The organism is Burkholderia sp. F1 (assembly GCF_050813845.1).
GTDB classification, from domain to species: domain Bacteria; phylum Pseudomonadota; class Gammaproteobacteria; order Burkholderiales; family Burkholderiaceae; genus Burkholderia; species Burkholderia ubonensis.
Genome location: NZ_CP172421.1, coordinates 1,231,875 through 1,248,420 on the forward strand (window position 1 = coordinate 1,231,875; position 16,546 = coordinate 1,248,420).

Consider the following 16,546-nt stretch of genomic DNA (forward strand, 5'->3'; position numbering starts at 1 on the left):
GCCTGGGGTGTTCTTCCTTGGTTTGACGTCGCCAGTCCCCGCACGCTTCGCGGGGCCAAATCGGGCGCAACGCCGTTTTTCGCAACCGGCAGCCGGGTCGGACGCGTCGCGCCGCCCGGCTGCCAATTAAATTCTTTTCAACCAACTTTCCGTTACCGCGGCGCCTTGCCGACCGAATCCGCCTGTGGGCGTGATCCCTGCCGGCGGCCGGCGCCGTGCGTGCAACTTGCTGCTTCTCTTTGTTCGGGGCGAGCAGCCAGCCCCCGGCGCAAGTAAAATGACGGTTTGCGCTTGCGCCTTGCCCAATCCGTCCGGGTTGGCCGATCAGGCCGCCCGCTACGTCAGGCTGGGCAAAATTATATTCAGTATGAATGAGTTAGGCAAAATATCCCAGAATTCGGTCGCAAGCGGCCAGGTCTCGATGGTCGAGATCGACGAAAGTTCCGCCGGTCAGCGGATCGACAATTTCCTGTTGCGCGTCTGCAAAGGCGTGCCGAAAAGCCATATCTACCGGATCTTGCGCAGCGGGGAAGTCCGTGTAAACAAGGGTCGGGTCGACGCGCAGTATCGGCTCGCGTGCGGCGATATCGTGCGGGTGCCGCCGGTGCGGATGGCCGCGGCCGACCTTGCGCGCGCCGACACGCCGGTCGTGCCGCCCGCGCATTTCGACGTGCTGTTCGAAGACGACGCCATGCTCGTGATCAACAAGCCGGCCGGTGTCGCGGTGCACGGCGGCAGCGGCGTCGCGTTCGGCGTGATCGAGCAGTTGCGCCAGGCGCGCCCGCGGGCGAAATTCCTCGAGCTCGTGCATCGTCTCGACCGCGAGACGTCCGGCGTCCTGATGCTCGCGAAGAAGCGTGCCGCGCTCGTCGGCCTGCACGAGATGATCCGCGAGAACCGGATGGACAAGCGCTATTTCGCGTGCGTGCACGGCGAGTGGCAGTCCGACTGGGGCCGCCGCCGCGCGGTGAAGGCGCCGCTGTTCAAGTACACGACCGCGGAAGGGGAGCGCCGGGTGCGCGTGCAGGACGACGGCCTGCCGTCGCACACCGTGTTCAATCTCGTCGAGCGCTGGCCCGACTATGCGCTCGTCGAAGCGGAACTCAAAACGGGTCGGACCCATCAGATTCGCGTGCACCTCGCGCATCTCGGCCTGCCGATCGCCGGCGACGCCAAGTATGGCGATTTCGCACTGAACAAGGCGCTGTCGCGCGCGAACGCGCAGCCGTCGCTGAAGCGCATGTTCCTGCATGCGCACCGGCTGCGGCTCGCGCATCCGCTGACCGGCGAGGCGTTGCAGTTCGACGCGCCGCTGCCGGACGAATGCCGGCGCTTCCTCGACCAACTGAGCGCATTGCGCGATACCGCTTGAACCGCATGGCACGACAGCAATTTGACCTGATCGTCTTCGACTGGGACGGCACGCTGATGGATTCGACGGCGCACATCGCCTTCAGCATCCAGGCGGCATGCCGCGATCTCGGCTTGCCCGCGCCGTCCGACGAGGCGGCCCGCTACGTGATCGGCCTCGGCCTGCGCGACGCGCTGCAGATCACGGCGCCGACCCTCGATCCGTCCGACTATCCGCGGCTCGCCGAGCGCTACCGCTATCACTACCTGATCAAGGACCAGCGCATCGAGCTGTTCGCCGGCGTGCGCGAACTGCTCGCGGAGCTGCGCGACACCGGCTACCTGCTGGCGGTCGCGACCGGCAAGGGCCGGGTCGGGCTGAACCGCGCGCTCGACCAGGCGAAGCTGACGAGCCTGTTCGACGCGACGCGCTGCGCGGACGAGACGTTCTCGAAGCCGCATCCGGCGATGCTTCAGGAACTGTGCCGGGAACTGGGGCAGGATCTGGCGCGCACCGTGATGATCGGCGACACGACCCACGACCTGCAGATGGCGGCCAGCGCGGGCGCGGCCGGCATCGGCGTCGCGTACGGCGCGCATTCGGCCGACGCGCTCGCCGCGCTGGCGCCGCGCTTCGTCGCGCCGGACGTCGAGGCGCTGGCCGGCTGGCTGCGCGAGTTCGCATGAGCGCCGCCGTCCCCGCTCCGGACGCGGTGCGCGTCTGCGCGTCGGACGCGCTGGCCGACGGCGGCGCCGGCGTGCGCGTCGACGCGACGCTGCGCGGCGAGCAGGCCGTCGTGTTCTTCGTGCGTTACGACGGCCGCGCGTACGGCTACCTGAACCGCTGCGCGCACGTGCCGATGGAGCTCGACTGGGCCGAGGGCCAGTTCTTCGAATCGTCGGGCTTATACTTGATGTGCGCGACGCATGGCGCGATCTATGCGCCGGACACCGGCAAATGCGTCGGCGGCCCGTGCCGCGGCGGCCGCCTGCGGCCGGTCGAGGTCGACGAGCGGGACACGCCCGACGGCCGCGCGGTATTCTGGGTGCCCGACGCCGATTTGCGTCCCGCCACGACTGACTAAAGACAACCACGCATGGCCGACCAACCGACGACCCCTCCTGATTCCTCCTCCCGTGCCGACGGCCGCGAACCGAACTGGGAGCGCGCGGCGCTCGAGCGGATCGCGCTCGCGGCGGTGAAGGAGCAGCGCGCGGCGCGGCGGTGGAAGATCTTCTTCCGCTTCGCGTTCCTCGGCGTGTTCCTGCTGCTTGCGTTCGCGCTGATCGATTTCTCGAGCGATGCGAAGTTCTCGACGAGCGGCCGGCACACGGCTGTCGTGACGATCGACGGCGAGATCGCGGCCGGCGTCAACGCGAACGCCGACGACATCAACACGGCGCTCAACGCCGCATTCGACGACGACGGCACGGCCGGCGTCGTGCTGCAGATCAACAGCCCGGGCGGCAGCCCGGTGCAGGCGGGCATGGTCTACGACGAGATCAAGCGCCTGCGCGCGAAATACCCGAGCAAGCCGCTGTACGTGGTCGTGACCGACATGTGCGCGTCGGGCGGCTATTACATCGCGGCGGCGGCTGACCGGATCTACGTCGACAAGGCGAGCATCGTCGGCTCGATCGGCGTGCTGATGGACGGTTTCGGCTTCACCGGCCTGATGGACAAGCTCGGCATCCAGCGGCGCCTGCATACGTCGGGCGAGAACAAGGGCTTCTACGATCCGTTCTCGCCGGAAACCCAGAAGATGGACGCGCATGCGCAGGCGCTGCTCGATCAGGTGCACGCGCAGTTCATCAAGGCGGTGAAGGATGGGCGCGGCGCGCGCCTGCACGAGACGCCGGACATGTTCTCGGGCCTGTTCTGGACCGGCGAGAAGGGCGTCGAGCTCGGGCTCGCGGACGGCTTCGGCACGACCGACTCGGTCGCGCGCGACGTGCTGAAGGCGCCCGACCTCGTCGACTACACGGTGAAGGAAAGCCTGACGAACCGCGTCGCGCGCAAGTTCGGCGCAGCGGTCGGCAATGCCGCGATGAAGGCGCTGGCCGCGGGCGCGCAGCTCAGCCTGCGCTAGGGTCGGTTCCCGCGCCGGGCGGCGCCCGGCGCTCCGGCGCGACCATGCGCCACCCGCCCGGGGCGGGTTCCGCCATCAGTTCGCCAGCAACAGGAAGATCGCAGGGCGCTTGTGCAGATCGGGCACCGGCGCCTTTTTCCATTCCGCCACGGTGCGGCTCGCGATGGTCTCGGTCGCGAGCGTCAGGTCGGCCGCGACGCAGATCAGCGTCGACGGCGCGCAGGTCGCGACGAGCGTGTCGAGCATCGCATGATTGCGGTACGGCGTCTCGATGAAGATCTGCGTCTGGCGCGCCTTGCGCGACAGCTGCTCGAGCTCGCGCAGCCGCTTCGCGCGCGCGCCCGCGTCGACCGGCAGGTAGCCGTTGAACGCGAAGCTCTGGCCGTTCAGGCCGGACGCCATCAGCGCCAGCAGGATCGAGCTCGGCCCGACGAGCGGCACGACCTTCACGCCGCGCTCGTGCGCGCGACGCACCAGCAGCGCACCCGGGTCGGCGACGGCCGGGCAGCCGGCCTCGGACACGAGCCCGGCGTCCGCGCCGGCCAGCACCGGCGCGAGCAGCCGGTCGATCTCGCCGGCCGGCGTGTTGACGTTCAGCTCACGGATCTGGATTTCCTGGATCGGCCGCGTCGTGCCGATCTTCTTCAGGAATGCACGCGTGGTTTTCGCGTTTTCGCCGATGTAGTAGCCGAGTGCGCCGGCTTGCGCCTGCACGGCGGCGGGCAGCACGGCGGCCAGCATCGATGCGTCGCCGTCGCCGAGGGTGTTCGGCACCAGGTAGAGCGTGCCGGCCGTCATGCGCGGCCTCCGCGGGTGGCGAACAGCGGGTAGTGCGCGGCGCGCAGCATCCGCGTCAGCGCGATCAGCGGCAGCCCGACGAGCGCGGTCGGATCGTCCGAGTCGATCGCGTCGAGCAGCGCGATGCCGAGCCCCTCGGATTTCGCGCTGCCGGCGACGTCATAGGGCGTCTCCGCCCGCAGGTAGGCGTCGAGTTCGGCCTCGGGCAGCGTGCGGAAGCGCACGCGCGTGACGACGTCCTCATCCTGCGATTCGCCGGTGCGGCTGTCGTACAGGCTGAGCGCGCTGTGGAACTCGACCTCGCGGCCCTGCATCGCGACGAGCTGCGCGAGCGCACGCTCGTGCGTGCCGGGCTTGCCGATCTGCAGGCCGTCGAAGGTCGCGACCTGATCGGAGCCGATCACGAGCACGCCGTCCGGCGCATCGATCGCGGCGGCAACCGCGCGCGCCTTCGCGCCGGCGAGGCGCAGCGCGGTCGCGGCGGGCGTCTCGCCGGGCAGCGGGGTTTCATCGAGGTCGGGCGACATGACGTCGAACGGCACGCCAAGCCGCTCGAGCAGCGCGCGGCGGTAGCGGGAACTGGAGGCGAGAATCAGCCGCGGCGAGCGGCAAAAGGTGTCCGGCATGGTCGGTTGGGTGATGAGTCGTCGGGGCGCGACGCGACGGCGCGCGCGGGCGTAAGCTTAAGTGATTGACCGGAAAAGGTAAAACGGGTATGCTTTCCCGCTTTTCATCGGCAGGCTCCTGGTTGGGCGTCTGCCGGGTCTTCGGAAGTTCACGGCGCACGGCCGGATCGATACGCAGGAGCGCACATGAGCACCTCTTCTGGCAAACCTGCGGTTTCGCTCGATCCGCATGCGGTCGACCTGTTCGAATTCGCCCGCAGCGGGCGGCAGGCGGCCGGCGCGGTGCACCTTTCGCAGCTGCCGCGCATGTTAAACGAAGTGCCGGCGGACGCGCCAGATCGCGACACGGTCTTCACCTGGCAGGCGGAAGGGTTCACCCAGAACGAGCTGCAGGACGATGGCGCCGAGGGGCAGCAGCCGTATCTGCGCCTTGCGCTGCACGGCCATGCGTGGCTCACGTGCCAGCGCTGCATGAGTCCGTGCGATCAGGCGTTCGACGTCGACATGACGTACCGGGTCGTCGCGACCGAAGAAGAAGCTGAAGAATTTCCGCTCGACGACGATGAAGCCGATGTGATCGTGGGCTCCCGCCAGTTCGATCTCGTCGACTTGATCGAGGAGGAGTTGCTGCTTTCGCTGCCGCTCGTGCCCAAGCACGAGGTTTGCCCGGCGGTTCACGAAAGCCTCGTGTCGGGTGCGAGCGGTCCCTCGGATGAATCGGGCGAAGCGTCCGAAGAAGACGGGGACGAAGGCAAACAGCCGAATCCGTTTGCAGCGCTCGAAGCGCTGAAGAAGGGCGGGGACGGCAACAAGAAACACTGAGCAGTGTGGCGCGGGAAGGCGTAGGGCCGTGGGCCAGGGTAGTCAAGCGCCGGATCGGGCTGTGTTAGAATCCGGAAAATTTTTAGGAGTTAGTCATGGCAGTCCAGCAAAACAAGAAGTCGCCGTCGAAGCGCGGCATGCATCGTTCGCACGATTTCCTGACGGCAACGCCGCTGGCAGTCGAGCCGAGCACGGGTGAAGTGCACCTGCGCCACCACATCAGCCCGAACGGCTACTATCGCGGCAAGAAAGTCGTCAAGACGAAGAACGACTAAGCGTCATGTCGCGCGTGCTGCGATCGCCGTTCGCGTGACCACTGGTTCGCTTGACACTTTCCTGGCTCAACAAAAAGGCGGCATTCAACTGCCGCTTTTTTGTGCCTGAAATTCGTCGCATTCCATGACAGTAAAGCTCACAATCGATTGCATGGGAGGCGACCACGGCCCGTCCGTGACCGTTCCCGCGGCAGTCAAGTTCGTTCGCGCGCACCCCGATGCGCACCTGATGCTCGTCGGCATCGAGAGTGCGATCCGTGCGCAGCTCAAGAAGTGCAAGGCGCTCGATGACCCTGCGCTGACCGTCGTGCCCGCCACCGAAGTCGTGGCGATGGACGATCCGGTCGAAGTGGCGTTGCGCAAGAAGAAGGATTCTTCGATGCGCGTCGCCCTCAACCAAGTCAAGGAAGGCCAGGCTCAGGCCTGCATCTCCGCCGGCAACACCGGCGCGCTGATGGCCGTTTCCCGTTACGTGCTCAAGACGCTGCCCGGCATCGAGCGGCCCGCGATCGCGTTCGCGTTGCCGAACCCGACCGGCTACACGATGATGCTGGACCTCGGTGCGAACGTCGATTGCGAACCGCAGCACCTGCTGCAGTTCGCGGAGATGGGGCACGCGCTCGTGGCGGCGCTCGAGGGCAAGGAGCGGCCGACCATCGGCCTGCTGAACATCGGCGAGGAAGTCATCAAGGGCAACGAGACGATCAAGCGCGCGGGCGAACTGCTGCGCGCCAGCACGCTCAATTTCCGCGGCAACGTCGAGGGCAACGACATCTACAAGGGCACGGTCGACGTGATCGTCTGCGACGGCTTCGTCGGCAACGTCGCGCTGAAGACGTCCGAAGGCCTCGCGCAGATGCTGTCCGACATCATCCGCGAGGAATTCGGCCGCTCGCTGCTGTCGAAGCTGATGGCCGTGCTCGCGCTGCCGGTGCTGCTGCGCTTCAAGAAGCGCGTCGACCACCGCCAGTACAACGGCGCGGCGCTGCTGGGCCTGAAGAGCCTCGTGATCAAGAGCCACGGCTCCGCGGACGCCTACGCGTTTGAGTGGGCGATCAAACGCGGGTATGATGCCGTCAAAAATGGCGTCCTGGAGCGCCTTGCGCGCGCGATGGCGGATAATTCCGGATCGCTCGGCGACGCCGGGCATGACGCGAGCGGCGCAGGCCAGGCGAGTCCCGCCGCAGGCCAGCACGCCGAGCCTTCCGCTGCGCTATCCTCTAAAGCATAAATGGCCCAATCGACTCTCTATTCCCGCGTGCTCGGCACGGGCAGCTTCCTGCCGCCCGACCGCGTCACGAACCAGCAGCTGGCCGATCGTCTCGCGAAGGACGGCATCGAGACGAGCGACGAGTGGATTGTTGCGCGCACGGGCATCCATGCGCGCCATTTCGCCGCACCGGACGTCGCGACGAGCGACCTCGCGCTTGAAGCGTCGCGGCGCGCGATCGAGGCGGCCGATATCGATCCGCAGTCGATCGATCTGATCATCGTCGCGACTTCGACCCCCGATTTCGTGTTCCCGAGCACCGCTTGCCTGCTGCAGAGCAAGCTCGGCATCAAGAACGGCGGCGCCGCGTTCGACGTGCAGGCCGTGTGTTCCGGCTTCGCGTACGCGGTCGCGACGGCCGACAGCTTCATCCGCAGCGGCCAGCACCGCACGGCGCTCGTCGTCGGCGCGGAGACGTTCTCGCGCATCCTCGACTTCAAGGACCGCACGACCTGCGTGCTGTTCGGCGACGGCGCGGGCGCGGTGATCCTGTCCGCATCCGAAGAGCCGGGCGTGCTCGGCAGCGCGCTGCACGCGGACGGCAGCTACGCGGAGATTCTCTGCGTGCCCGGCCACGTCAACGGCGGCGTGGTCGCCGGCAACGCGTTCCTTCACATGGATGGCCAGGCCGTGTTCAAGCTCGCGGTCAACGTGCTCGAGAAGGTCGCGATCGAGGCGCTCGCCAAGGCGAACCTCGCGCCCGAGCAGGTCGACTGGCTGATTCCGCACCAGGCCAACATCCGCATCATGACGAGCACCTGCCGCAAGCTGGGCCTGCCGCAGGAGCGCATGGTCGTGACGGTCGGCGAACACGGCAACACGTCGGCCGCGTCGATTCCGCTCGCGCTCGATGCCGCGGTGCGCGACGGTCGCATCAAGCGCGGTCAGCACGTGCTGATCGAGGGCGTCGGCGGCGGCTTCACGTGGGGCGCGTCGGTGTTCCGCTTCTGATCCGTCACACGCGACTGCTGCGCGTGCCCGCTGCGCGCGCTCCCATCCGGCGCGCCGTTCGCGCGCGCCGTCCGAATCGATTCAATTGGGGACGATATGAAATTTGCGTTCGTTTTTCCGGGGCAGGGCTCGCAGTCGGTCGGCATGCTCAATGCATTCGCCGATCTGGCTGTCGTGCGCGAAACGCTCCAGGAAGCGTCCGACGCGCTCAACCAGGATCTCGGCAAGCTGATCGCCGAAGGTCCGGCTGAAGAGCTGAATCTCACCACCAACACCCAGCCCGTGATGCTGACGGCCGCGTACGCGTGCTACCGCGCATGGCAGCAGGCGGGCGGCCCGGCGCCGTCGATCGTCGCCGGCCACAGCCTCGGCGAATACACGGCGCTGGTTGCCGCCGGTGCGATCGCGTTCAAGGACGCGGTGCCGCTCGTGCGCTTCCGCGCGCAGGCGATGCAGACCGCGGTGCCTGTCGGCCAGGGCGGCATGGCGGCGATCCTCGGCCTCGACGACGACACGGTGCGTGCAGTGTGCGCCGAAGCCGCGGAAGCGGGCGTCGTCGAAGCGGTGAACTTCAACGCGCCGGCGCAGGTCGTCATCGCCGGCAACAAGGCGGCCGTCGAGAAGGCCTGCGAGATCGCGAAGGCGAAGGGCGCAAAGCGCGCGCTGCCGCTGCCGGTGTCGGCACCGTTCCACTCGTCGCTGCTGAAGCCGGCATCGGACCAGCTGCGCGACTACCTCGCGACTGTCGACGTGAAAGCGCCGCAGATTCCGGTGGTCAACAATATCGACGTCGCGGTCGTGAGCGATCCGGCCGCGATCAAGGACGCGCTGGTGCGCCAGGCCGCAGGCCCGGTGCGCTGGGTCGAGTGCGTGCGGCACATCGCCGGCATCGGCGTCACGCACGTGATCGAATGCGGTCCGGGCAAGGTGCTCGCGGGCCTCACGAAGCGCATCGACGCCAACCTGACGGGCGCGTCGGTGTTCGATCCGGCGTCGCTCGACGAAGCGCTCAAGCTGGCGACTGCCTGACCCGGCGGCGCCTTTCCACCAGAGACGGATATTCGATCCATGGAAAAGACTCTCGATAAACAGGTTGCGATCGTGACCGGCGCGTCGCGCGGCATCGGCCGGGCGATTGCGCTCGAGCTGGCGCGCCTGGGCGCGACGGTGATCGGCACGGCCACGAGCGAATCGGGCGCGTCCGCCATCACCGCGACCTTCGCGGAAGCGGGCGTCACGGGCCGCGGCGCGGTGCTGAACGTCAACGACGCGGCGGCGGCCGAAGCGCTGATCGACGCGACGGTCAAGGAATTCGGCGCGCTGAACGTGCTCGTCAACAACGCGGGCATCACGCAGGACCAGCTCGCGATGCGCATGAAGGACGAGGACTGGGACGCCGTGATCGACACCAACCTGAAGTCGGTGTTCCGCCTGTCGCGCGCGGTGCTGCGCCCGATGATGAAGGCGCGCGGCGGCCGCATCATCAACATCACGTCGGTGGTCGGCTCGGCCGGCAACCCGGGCCAGGCGAACTACGCGGCCGCGAAGGCCGGCGTCGCGGGCATGACCCGCGCGCTCGCGCGCGAGATCGGCAGCCGCGGCATCACGGTCAACTGCGTGGCGCCGGGCTTCATCGACACCGACATGACGAAGACGCTGCCGGAAGAACAGCAGGCCGCGCTCAAGACCCAGATTCCGCTTGGCCGCCTCGGCAGCCCGGAAGACATCGCCCATGCCGTCGCGTTCCTCGCATCGCCGCAGGCCGGTTACATCACCGGCACGACGCTGCACGTGAACGGCGGCATGTACATGTCGTAAGGATTTTCGTTTACCATCCGCGCCGTATCCGGTTATTGGCGGATCGGCGCTTGATCGACCATCAAGCCAACGCGCGTTTTGGCCGGCAGCAAACCTGATAAAATGCGCGCACTTGTAAATCTGAACTTTCCCTCGGAGGGGTAATGGACAATATCGAACAACGTGTCAAGAAGATCGTCGCTGAGCAGCTGGGCGTCGCAGAAGCCGAGATCAAGAACGAAGCTTCGTTCGTGAACGACCTGGGCGCCGACTCGCTCGACACCGTCGAGCTGGTGATGGCCCTGGAAGACGAGTTCGGCATGGAAATCCCGGACGAAGAAGCCGAGAAGATCACGACGGTTCAGCAAGCGATCGACTACGCTCGCGCAAACGTCAAGGCGTAAGCGCTGTCCGCGCTTTTCGCGACTGTCGCATTTGACGCGCCATCCTGCCGGCATCCTTGCCGGACGGAGTAACAGCCACAGGGCTTGCAGGGCTGGTTCCTGTGGCCGCTGTGGCTTTTGTTTTTGTCATCCAATGGAAAAGAGGTTACCGTGAGCCGCCGTCGTGTTGTCGTTACAGGCCTGGGGCTGATTTCGCCTGTTGGCAATAGTGTTGCCGACGGCTGGGCCAATCTCGTGGCCGGCAAGTCCGGCATCGCCACCGTCACCAAATTCGATTCGTCGAACCTGGCCGTGCATTTCGCAGGCGAGGTGAAGGGTTTCAGCGCCGAGGAGTACATCCCGGCGAAGGAAGCCCGCAGCATGGACACCTTCATTCATTACGGCATTGCCGCCGGCGTGCAGGCGTTCAGGGACAGCGGGCTGGAAGTGACCGAAGCCAATGCGGAACGCATCGGCGTCATGGTCGGCTCCGGCATCGGCGGCCTGCCGATGATCGAGGATACCCATCAGACCTACGTCGATCGAGGTGCGCGCCGGATTTCGCCGTTCTTCGTGCCGGGTTCGATCATCAACATGATCTCGGGCCACCTGAGCATCATGTTCGGCCTGAAGGGCCCGAACCTCGCGGCCGTCACGGCCTGCACGACCGGCCTGCACAGCATCGGTCTCGCCGCGCGCCTGATCCAGGCCGGCGACGCCGACGTGATGGTCGCGGGCGGCGCCGAATCGACGGTGTCGCCGCTCGGCATCGGCGGCTTCGCGGCGGCGCGTGCGCTGTCGACCCGCAACGACGATCCGGCGACCGCGTCCCGTCCGTGGGACAAGGACCGCGACGGCTTCGTGCTGGGCGAGGGCGCAGGCGTGATGGTGCTGGAAGAGTACGAGTCGGCGAAGGCACGCGGCGCGAAGATCTACGCGGAAGTCGCGGGCTTCGGCATGACGGGCGATGCGTACCACATGACCGCGCCGAACATGGACGGCCCGCGCCGCTGCATGGTCGCAGCGCTGCGCGACGCCGGCATGAACCCGGACGAGGTGCAGTACCTGAACGCGCACGGCACGTCGACGCAGCTGGGCGACAAGAACGAATCCGATGCCGTCAAGGCCGCGTTCGGCGACCACGCATACAAGCTCGTCGTCAACTCGACGAAGTCGATGACGGGCCACCTGCTGGGCGGCGCGGGCGGCCTCGAATCGGTGTTCACCGTGCTGGCGCTGCACAACAACGTGTCGCCGCCGACGATCAACATCTTCAACCAGGATCCGGAGTGCGATCTCGATTACTGCGCGAACACCGCACGTGACATGAAGATCGACGTGGCCGTGAAGAACAATTTCGGCTTCGGCGGAACCAACGGCACGCTGGTGTTCAAGCGCGCCTGAGGCGGAATCGCTTGACGAATCCTGTCGGAATCACGGCCGGGTGTCCGCAGCGTTTTGCGCTGCGGGCCTCGGCCGTGTTGTACGTGGTGCTTGCCGTTTTCGTCGCGTCGGCTGCAGTTGCGGTGCACCTGTTCGTCGCGCCGCGCGCCGGCGTCGCGGCCGGGGCGGGTGCGATGGCTGCGACGGCGGCGCTGCTGGCATGCGGCGCGGCCCGTGCTTGCGCGCGACGGTTGCCGGCCGAGGTGCGGATCGATGTGCTCGGCGAGGTTGCGGCATTCGGTCGCGCCGGACAATTGCTCGCGCGCGGCCGCGTGACCGGTTACGCTCACTGGAGCAGCCTGCTGCTCGTGCTGTCGGTCGGGCAGGGCGGGCGCCGCACGCGTCCATTGCTGATTCCGGCCGACGCGCTCGACGCGCCGTCGTTCAGCACGCTGTCCGTGCTGGCGAGAACCGCGACGGCGGCGCGGTCGGCGTGACCGCGCGACCGTTACGCATCGTAACCAGCGGCCGACGCGGGAACGCTACAATAGCCTTCCGCGTTGCATCCCTAGTTAACGGATTTGTCAGGTGAGTGAAAAAGAAATCGATCAGGTTCTGGTCGAGCGCGTACAGAAAGGCGACAAGGCGGCGTTCGAACTCCTGGTCTCCAAATACCACCGCAAGATCATTCGGCTGATCTCGCGCCTTGTGCGGGATCCCGCCGAGGTCGAGGATGTGGCCCAGGACGCGTTCATCAAGGCGTACCGCGCGCTGCCGCAGTTCCGCGGCGAGTCCGCGTTCTACACGTGGTTGTACCGGATTGCCGTGAATACGGCGAAGAACTACCTTGCGACGCAGGGCCGCCGGGCGCCGACCTCGACCGAGGCGGATGCCGAGGAGGCGGAAACTTTCTCCGATGCAGACCAACTAAGGGATATCAACACGCCTGAGTCGATGTTGATGAGCAAGCAGATTGCCGAGACGGTCAATGCTGCAATGGCCGTTCTGCCCGAGGAGCTGCGCCAGGCGATCACGCTGCGCGAGATCGAAGGCCTGAGCTACGAGGAAATCGCGGAAATGATGGGCTGCCCGATCGGGACGGTCCGCTCGCGGATTTTCCGGGCACGCGAGGCAATCGCGGCAAAATTGCGTCCGCTGCTCGATACGCCCGAAGGCAAGCGCTGGTAAGCGCATCGGGCGGACCGGCGCGGTCGGGGTCTAGTTACGATAGAGTCGTGAAGTCACGACGGGGTGTGCAAGATGGGGAGCATCATGGGGTCGGTCAATACGCAGTCGCAGGCGTGCCCGCGCGGCGAACGCCTTTCCGCTCTGGTCGACGGCGAAATGGCCGACGGCCCGGATCACGGGCAGTTTCTGGCTGAGCTCGACCGCGCGGATCGCGCTGCGTGGGCCCACTACCACCTGATCGGCGACGCGCTGCGCTCGGACGAGCTGGCGCTGGCGCCGGCGATGAGCGCGTCGTTCACTGCGCGCCTGTCGGTGCGACTCGAAGCCGAGCCGCACCTGCTCGCGCCGGCTGCCGCGCCGGTTTCCCGCAGGCTGCTGTCGCTGCGCCGGCGCGTCGTGCCGGCCTTCGCGGTTGCCGCGGCCGCCGCGACGCTGACGTGGATCGTCGTCCCGCAGATGCAGACGGCCGGCGCGCCGGGCGCCGTCCAGGTCGCATCGGCCGGTGCGCCGCAGCAGAATGGACTGCAACGCGTGACGGTCGCGCAGGCGCCGTCGCAGCAGGGGCTGCAGGAGGCGAACATCATCCGCGACGCAAGCCTCGACCAATACCTTGAAGCGCATCAGCAATTCGCGCAGCAGCCCGTCGTCACGGGCTCGATGCCGCTGATTCGCGCTGCCGTGACCACGACGACGCCAAGCCAATAACCCGATGCGGACATTGCGGTTGAATCACGCCATCTCCGGATGGAAGCGGCTGCCGGCCCTCCTGCTTTGCGCAGCCGCGTTGTTGTCCGTTCAATCCCTTCACGCCAACGCCCAGCAGCCGGACGATCCCGTCGCGACCCGCAAGGCCGCCGCGGACTGGCTCGACCGCATCCAGCAGGCGGCTCAGCAGCAGAGTTACGAAGGCACGTTCGTCTACCAGCGCGGCGGATACGTGCAGTCGTCGCGGATCGCGCACGTTGCGTCCCGCGACGGCGAATTCGAGCGGATCGAGAGTCTCGACGGCAAGCCCCGCAAGCTGCTGCGACATAACGACGAGCTGTACACGTTCGTGCCCGAGCGCAAGCTGTGCGTCGTCGAGCGCCGGCAGGCACGCGACTCGTTCCCCGCGCTGCTCGGCGCGAGCGGCGAGCACGTGATGTCGGTCTACGAGGCGAAGCTGCTCGGCAAGGATCGCGTGGCGGGGCTCGATGCGCAGGTCGTCGAGCTGGCGCCGAAGGACGGGTACCGCTTCACCTACAAGCTGTGGGCCGACGCCCGCACCGGCCTGCTGCTGCGCTCGCAGACGCTCGATGCGAGCGACCACGTGCTCGAGCAGATCGCGTTCTCCCAGTTGCAGATGGGTGGCGCGGGCGCGGCCGACAAGTCGGCGATCATGTCCGGCATGCGCAACCTGAGCGGCTGGACGGTCGTGCGCCCGCCGGTTGCGCCGGTCGACATGGAGGCGCAGGGCTGGCAGCTCGCGCCAAGCATCGCCGGCTTCCAGAAGATCCGCGAGGTGCGGCGGCCGATGGCCGCGCGCGATGCGGGCGATCCGCCGATTCCGGTCGATCAGGCCGTCTTTACCGACGGGCTCGCGACGGTCTCGGTGTTCGTCGAGCCGGCCGAGAAGAATACGCGCAAGGAAGGCGCGGGCAGCACCGGCGCGACGCACGTACTCGTCAAGCGCCGCGGGGGCTACTGGATCACCGTGCTCGGCGAAGTGCCGCCGGCCACGTTGCAACAGTTCGCGTCTGCCATAGAATACAAGGCTTCCAAGTAACGCTTTTCGTCTCCGACATGATGAAACTCACGCTGCGCAAATGGCTGGCCGTTGCGGCGGTGGCGGCTTGCCTGCCGCTCATGCCGCATTCCGCGGCGGCGGCGCCCGCCGCCAGCCTTCCCGATTTCGCCGATCTGGTCGAAAAGGTCGGGCCGGCCGTCGTGAACATCCGGACGACTGCCAACGTACCGTCGGGCGGCCCGCGCGGCGTGCTCCCGCCGGGTTTCGACAATGGCGACATGTCGGAATTCTTCCGCCGCTTCTTCGGCATTCCGCTGCCGCAGGCGCCCGGCAACCCGAAGAATGCGCCCCAGCCAGACAACCCGCCCGACACCGAGCAGAACCGCGGCGTCGGTTCGGGCTTCATCGTGTCGGCCGACGGCTACGTGATGACCAATGCGCACGTCGTCGACGACGCCGACACGATCTACGTGACGCTGACCGACAAGCGCGAGTTCAAGGCGAAGCTGATCGGCGTCGACGACCGCACCGACGTCGCGGTCGTCAAGATCCAGGCGTCGAACCTGCCGGTCGTCGCGATCGGCGATTCGAACAAGGTGCGCGTCGGCGAGTGGGTCGTCGCGATCGGCTCGCCGTTCGGCCTCGACAACACGGTGACGGCCGGCATCGTCAGCTCGAAGAGCCGCAACACGGGCGACTACCTGCCGTTCATCCAGACCGACGTGGCCGTGAACCCCGGCAACTCCGGCGGTCCGCTGATCAACATGCAGGGCGAGGTGATCGGCATCAATTCGCAGATCTACAGCCGCACGGGCGGCTTCATGGGCATCTCGTTCGCGATCCCGATCGACGAGGCGATGCGCGTGGCGGACCAGCTGAAGGCGAGCGGCAAGGTCACGCGCGGCCGGATCGCGGTGGCGATCGGCGAGGTGACGAAGGACGTGGCCGACTCGATCGGCCTGCCGAAGGCGGAAGGCGCGCTCGTCAGCAGCGTCGAGCCGGGTGGGCCGGCCGACAAGGCGGGCGTCCAGCCGGGCGACATCATCCTGAAGTTCAACGGCAAGCCGGTCGACACGGCGTCGGATCTGCCGCGCATGGTCGGCGACACGAAGCCGGGCGCGAAGGCGACGATCAACGTGTGGCGCAAGGGTCAGGCACGCGATCTGCCGATCACGATCGCCGAGACGCCGGCCGATACGGCCGCGAAGGCCGATCCGGGCAAGAAGCCGCCGCAGAAGCCGCGCCAGAGCAATGCGCTCGGCTTGACGGTCAGCGACATTCCGGCCGACCAGCTGAAGGCGCTGAAGCTGAAGAGCGGCGTGCAGGTCGACGGCGTCGACGGTCCGGCGGCGCGCGCGGGGCTGCAGCGCGGCGACATCGTGCTGCGCGTCGGCGACACCGACATCACGAGCGCGAAGCAGTTCGCCGACGTCACCGCCCAGCTCGATCCGCAAAAGGCGGTCGCGGTGCTGGTGCGGCGCGGCGACAATACGCAGTTCTTCCCGCTGCGTCCGCGCCAGAAGTAACGCGCCCGCGATGTTCACGCTCTACGGCCGCGGCTGGTGCCACCTGTGCGACGACATGCGCGACGCACTGGCGCCGGTGGCGGCCGAATTCGGCGTCGCGGTCGACTACGTCGACGTCGACGCGGACGCGGCGCTCGTCGCCCGCTACGACGAGGACGTGCCGGTGCTGCTGCTGGATGGCGCGGAAGTGTGTCGTCACCGCTTCGACGAGATGCGGGTGCGGAACGCGCTGGCCGCCCGGCGCTGAGGCCCGGCGGCGGCCGGTCGCCAAAATGCCGCCCGTCGGGGGGGCTTTTCGGCTAAAATAGGCTGTTTTTTCACCGACTTACAAGGCGTGCTCCGCGGTCGTCGAGCGCGCCTT

General features: G+C 67.3%; 20 protein-coding genes. 18 read left to right on the forward strand and 2 right to left on the reverse strand.

Features of this window, described 5'->3' with window-relative positions; genetic code table 11:
• Positions 1–367: 367 nt before the first annotated feature.
• The 4 genes from ACFIMZ_RS06020 to ACFIMZ_RS06035 are packed head-to-tail and all read left to right on the forward strand — an operon-like array spanning position 368 to position 3,440.
• Positions 368–1,372 carry an RluA family pseudouridine synthase gene (locus ACFIMZ_RS06020; RefSeq protein WP_431822431.1) on the forward strand — a complete coding sequence of 335 codons (1,005 nt, stop codon included), beginning with the start codon at positions 368–370 and terminating at the stop codon, positions 1,370–1,372.
• 5 nt (positions 1,373–1,377) lie between these two features.
• Entirely contained in the window at positions 1,378–2,037 is a 660-nt protein-coding gene (locus ACFIMZ_RS06025) for an HAD-IA family hydrolase (RefSeq protein ID WP_431821830.1), read from the forward strand.
• Entirely contained in the window at positions 2,034–2,435 is a 402-nt protein-coding gene (locus tag ACFIMZ_RS06030; protein WP_010091823.1) for a Rieske (2Fe-2S) protein, read from the forward strand. Before ACFIMZ_RS06025 ends, ACFIMZ_RS06030 begins: the two co-directional genes overlap by 4 nt.
• A gap of 12 nt (positions 2,436–2,447) precedes the next feature.
• Positions 2,448–3,440, forward strand: coding sequence for a S49 family peptidase (locus ACFIMZ_RS06035; protein WP_431821831.1), 993 nt, complete (start codon positions 2,448–2,450; stop codon positions 3,438–3,440).
• Between the two features lie 75 nt (positions 3,441–3,515).
• On the opposite strand, the gene ACFIMZ_RS06040 is transcribed toward ACFIMZ_RS06035, so the two are convergent.
• Together ACFIMZ_RS06040 and ACFIMZ_RS06045 are read right to left on the reverse strand one after the other, a co-directional pair.
• Positions 3,516–4,238 carry an SAM-dependent methyltransferase gene (locus tag ACFIMZ_RS06040; RefSeq protein WP_059834542.1) on the reverse strand — a complete coding sequence of 241 codons (723 nt, stop codon included), beginning with the start codon at positions 4,236–4,238 and terminating at the stop codon, positions 3,516–3,518.
• The gene (locus ACFIMZ_RS06045) at positions 4,235–4,864 is read right to left on the reverse strand and encodes a Maf-like protein (RefSeq protein WP_431821832.1); all 630 of its coding nucleotides are present in this window, start codon (positions 4,862–4,864) and stop codon (positions 4,235–4,237) included. Before ACFIMZ_RS06045 ends, ACFIMZ_RS06040 begins: the two co-directional genes overlap by 4 nt.
• A 186-nt stretch (positions 4,865–5,050) precedes the next feature.
• Between ACFIMZ_RS06045 and ACFIMZ_RS06050 the strand changes: the two genes are divergently transcribed.
• The 14 genes from ACFIMZ_RS06050 to ACFIMZ_RS06115 all read left to right on the forward strand — a co-directional run bounded on the left by ACFIMZ_RS06050 (position 5,051) and on the right by ACFIMZ_RS06115 (position 16,432).
• A complete protein-coding gene (locus ACFIMZ_RS06050; RefSeq protein WP_431821833.1) occupies positions 5,051–5,686 on the forward strand; it encodes a DUF177 domain-containing protein in 636 nt (211 codons plus the stop codon).
• 95 nt (positions 5,687–5,781) lie between these two features.
• Positions 5,782–5,961, forward strand: coding sequence for a 50S ribosomal protein L32 (gene rpmF / locus ACFIMZ_RS06055; RefSeq protein WP_431821834.1), 180 nt, complete (start codon positions 5,782–5,784; stop codon positions 5,959–5,961).
• A gap of 124 nt (positions 5,962–6,085) precedes the next feature.
• Positions 6,086–7,192, forward strand: coding sequence for a phosphate acyltransferase PlsX (gene plsX / locus ACFIMZ_RS06060; RefSeq protein ID WP_431821835.1), 1,107 nt, complete (start codon positions 6,086–6,088; stop codon positions 7,190–7,192).
• Entirely contained in the window at positions 7,193–8,182 is a 990-nt protein-coding gene (locus ACFIMZ_RS06065) for a beta-ketoacyl-ACP synthase III (protein WP_431821836.1), read from the forward strand.
• Between the two features lie 96 nt (positions 8,183–8,278).
• Positions 8,279–9,211, forward strand: a complete 933-nt coding sequence (fabD, locus tag ACFIMZ_RS06070; RefSeq protein ID WP_431821837.1) for an ACP S-malonyltransferase — start codon at positions 8,279–8,281, stop codon at positions 9,209–9,211.
• Positions 9,212–9,250: 39 nt separating this feature from the next.
• Positions 9,251–10,000 carry a 3-oxoacyl-ACP reductase FabG gene (gene fabG / locus ACFIMZ_RS06075; RefSeq protein WP_431821838.1) on the forward strand — a complete coding sequence of 250 codons (750 nt, stop codon included), beginning with the start codon at positions 9,251–9,253 and terminating at the stop codon, positions 9,998–10,000.
• 143 nt (positions 10,001–10,143) lie between these two features.
• The gene (gene acpP / locus ACFIMZ_RS06080; RefSeq protein ID WP_004197638.1) at positions 10,144–10,383 is read left to right on the forward strand and encodes an acyl carrier protein; all 240 of its coding nucleotides are present in this window, start codon (positions 10,144–10,146) and stop codon (positions 10,381–10,383) included.
• Between the two features lie 150 nt (positions 10,384–10,533).
• Positions 10,534–11,766 (forward strand): beta-ketoacyl-ACP synthase II, encoded by a 1,233-nt coding sequence (gene fabF / locus ACFIMZ_RS06085; RefSeq protein WP_431821839.1) that lies wholly within the window; start codon positions 10,534–10,536, stop codon positions 11,764–11,766.
• Between the two features lie 74 nt (positions 11,767–11,840).
• Positions 11,841–12,242 (forward strand): hypothetical protein, encoded by a 402-nt coding sequence (locus ACFIMZ_RS06090; protein ID WP_431822432.1) that lies wholly within the window; start codon positions 11,841–11,843, stop codon positions 12,240–12,242.
• Positions 12,243–12,333: 91 nt separating this feature from the next.
• Entirely contained in the window at positions 12,334–12,933 is a 600-nt protein-coding gene (gene rpoE / locus ACFIMZ_RS06095; RefSeq protein ID WP_010091835.1) for an RNA polymerase sigma factor RpoE, read from the forward strand.
• 84 nt (positions 12,934–13,017) lie between these two features.
• Positions 13,018–13,638, forward strand: coding sequence for a sigma-E factor negative regulatory protein (locus tag ACFIMZ_RS06100; protein ID WP_431821840.1), 621 nt, complete (start codon positions 13,018–13,020; stop codon positions 13,636–13,638).
• Positions 13,639–13,642: 4 nt separating this feature from the next.
• Positions 13,643–14,698 (forward strand): MucB/RseB C-terminal domain-containing protein, encoded by a 1,056-nt coding sequence (locus ACFIMZ_RS06105; protein ID WP_431821841.1) that lies wholly within the window; start codon positions 13,643–13,645, stop codon positions 14,696–14,698.
• Positions 14,699–14,715: 17 nt separating this feature from the next.
• Positions 14,716–16,185, forward strand: coding sequence for a DegQ family serine endoprotease (locus tag ACFIMZ_RS06110; RefSeq protein ID WP_431821842.1), 1,470 nt, complete (start codon positions 14,716–14,718; stop codon positions 16,183–16,185).
• 10 nt (positions 16,186–16,195) lie between these two features.
• Positions 16,196–16,432 carry a glutaredoxin family protein gene (locus ACFIMZ_RS06115; protein ID WP_431821843.1) on the forward strand — a complete coding sequence of 79 codons (237 nt, stop codon included), beginning with the start codon at positions 16,196–16,198 and terminating at the stop codon, positions 16,430–16,432.
• Positions 16,433–16,546 lie beyond the last annotated feature (114 nt).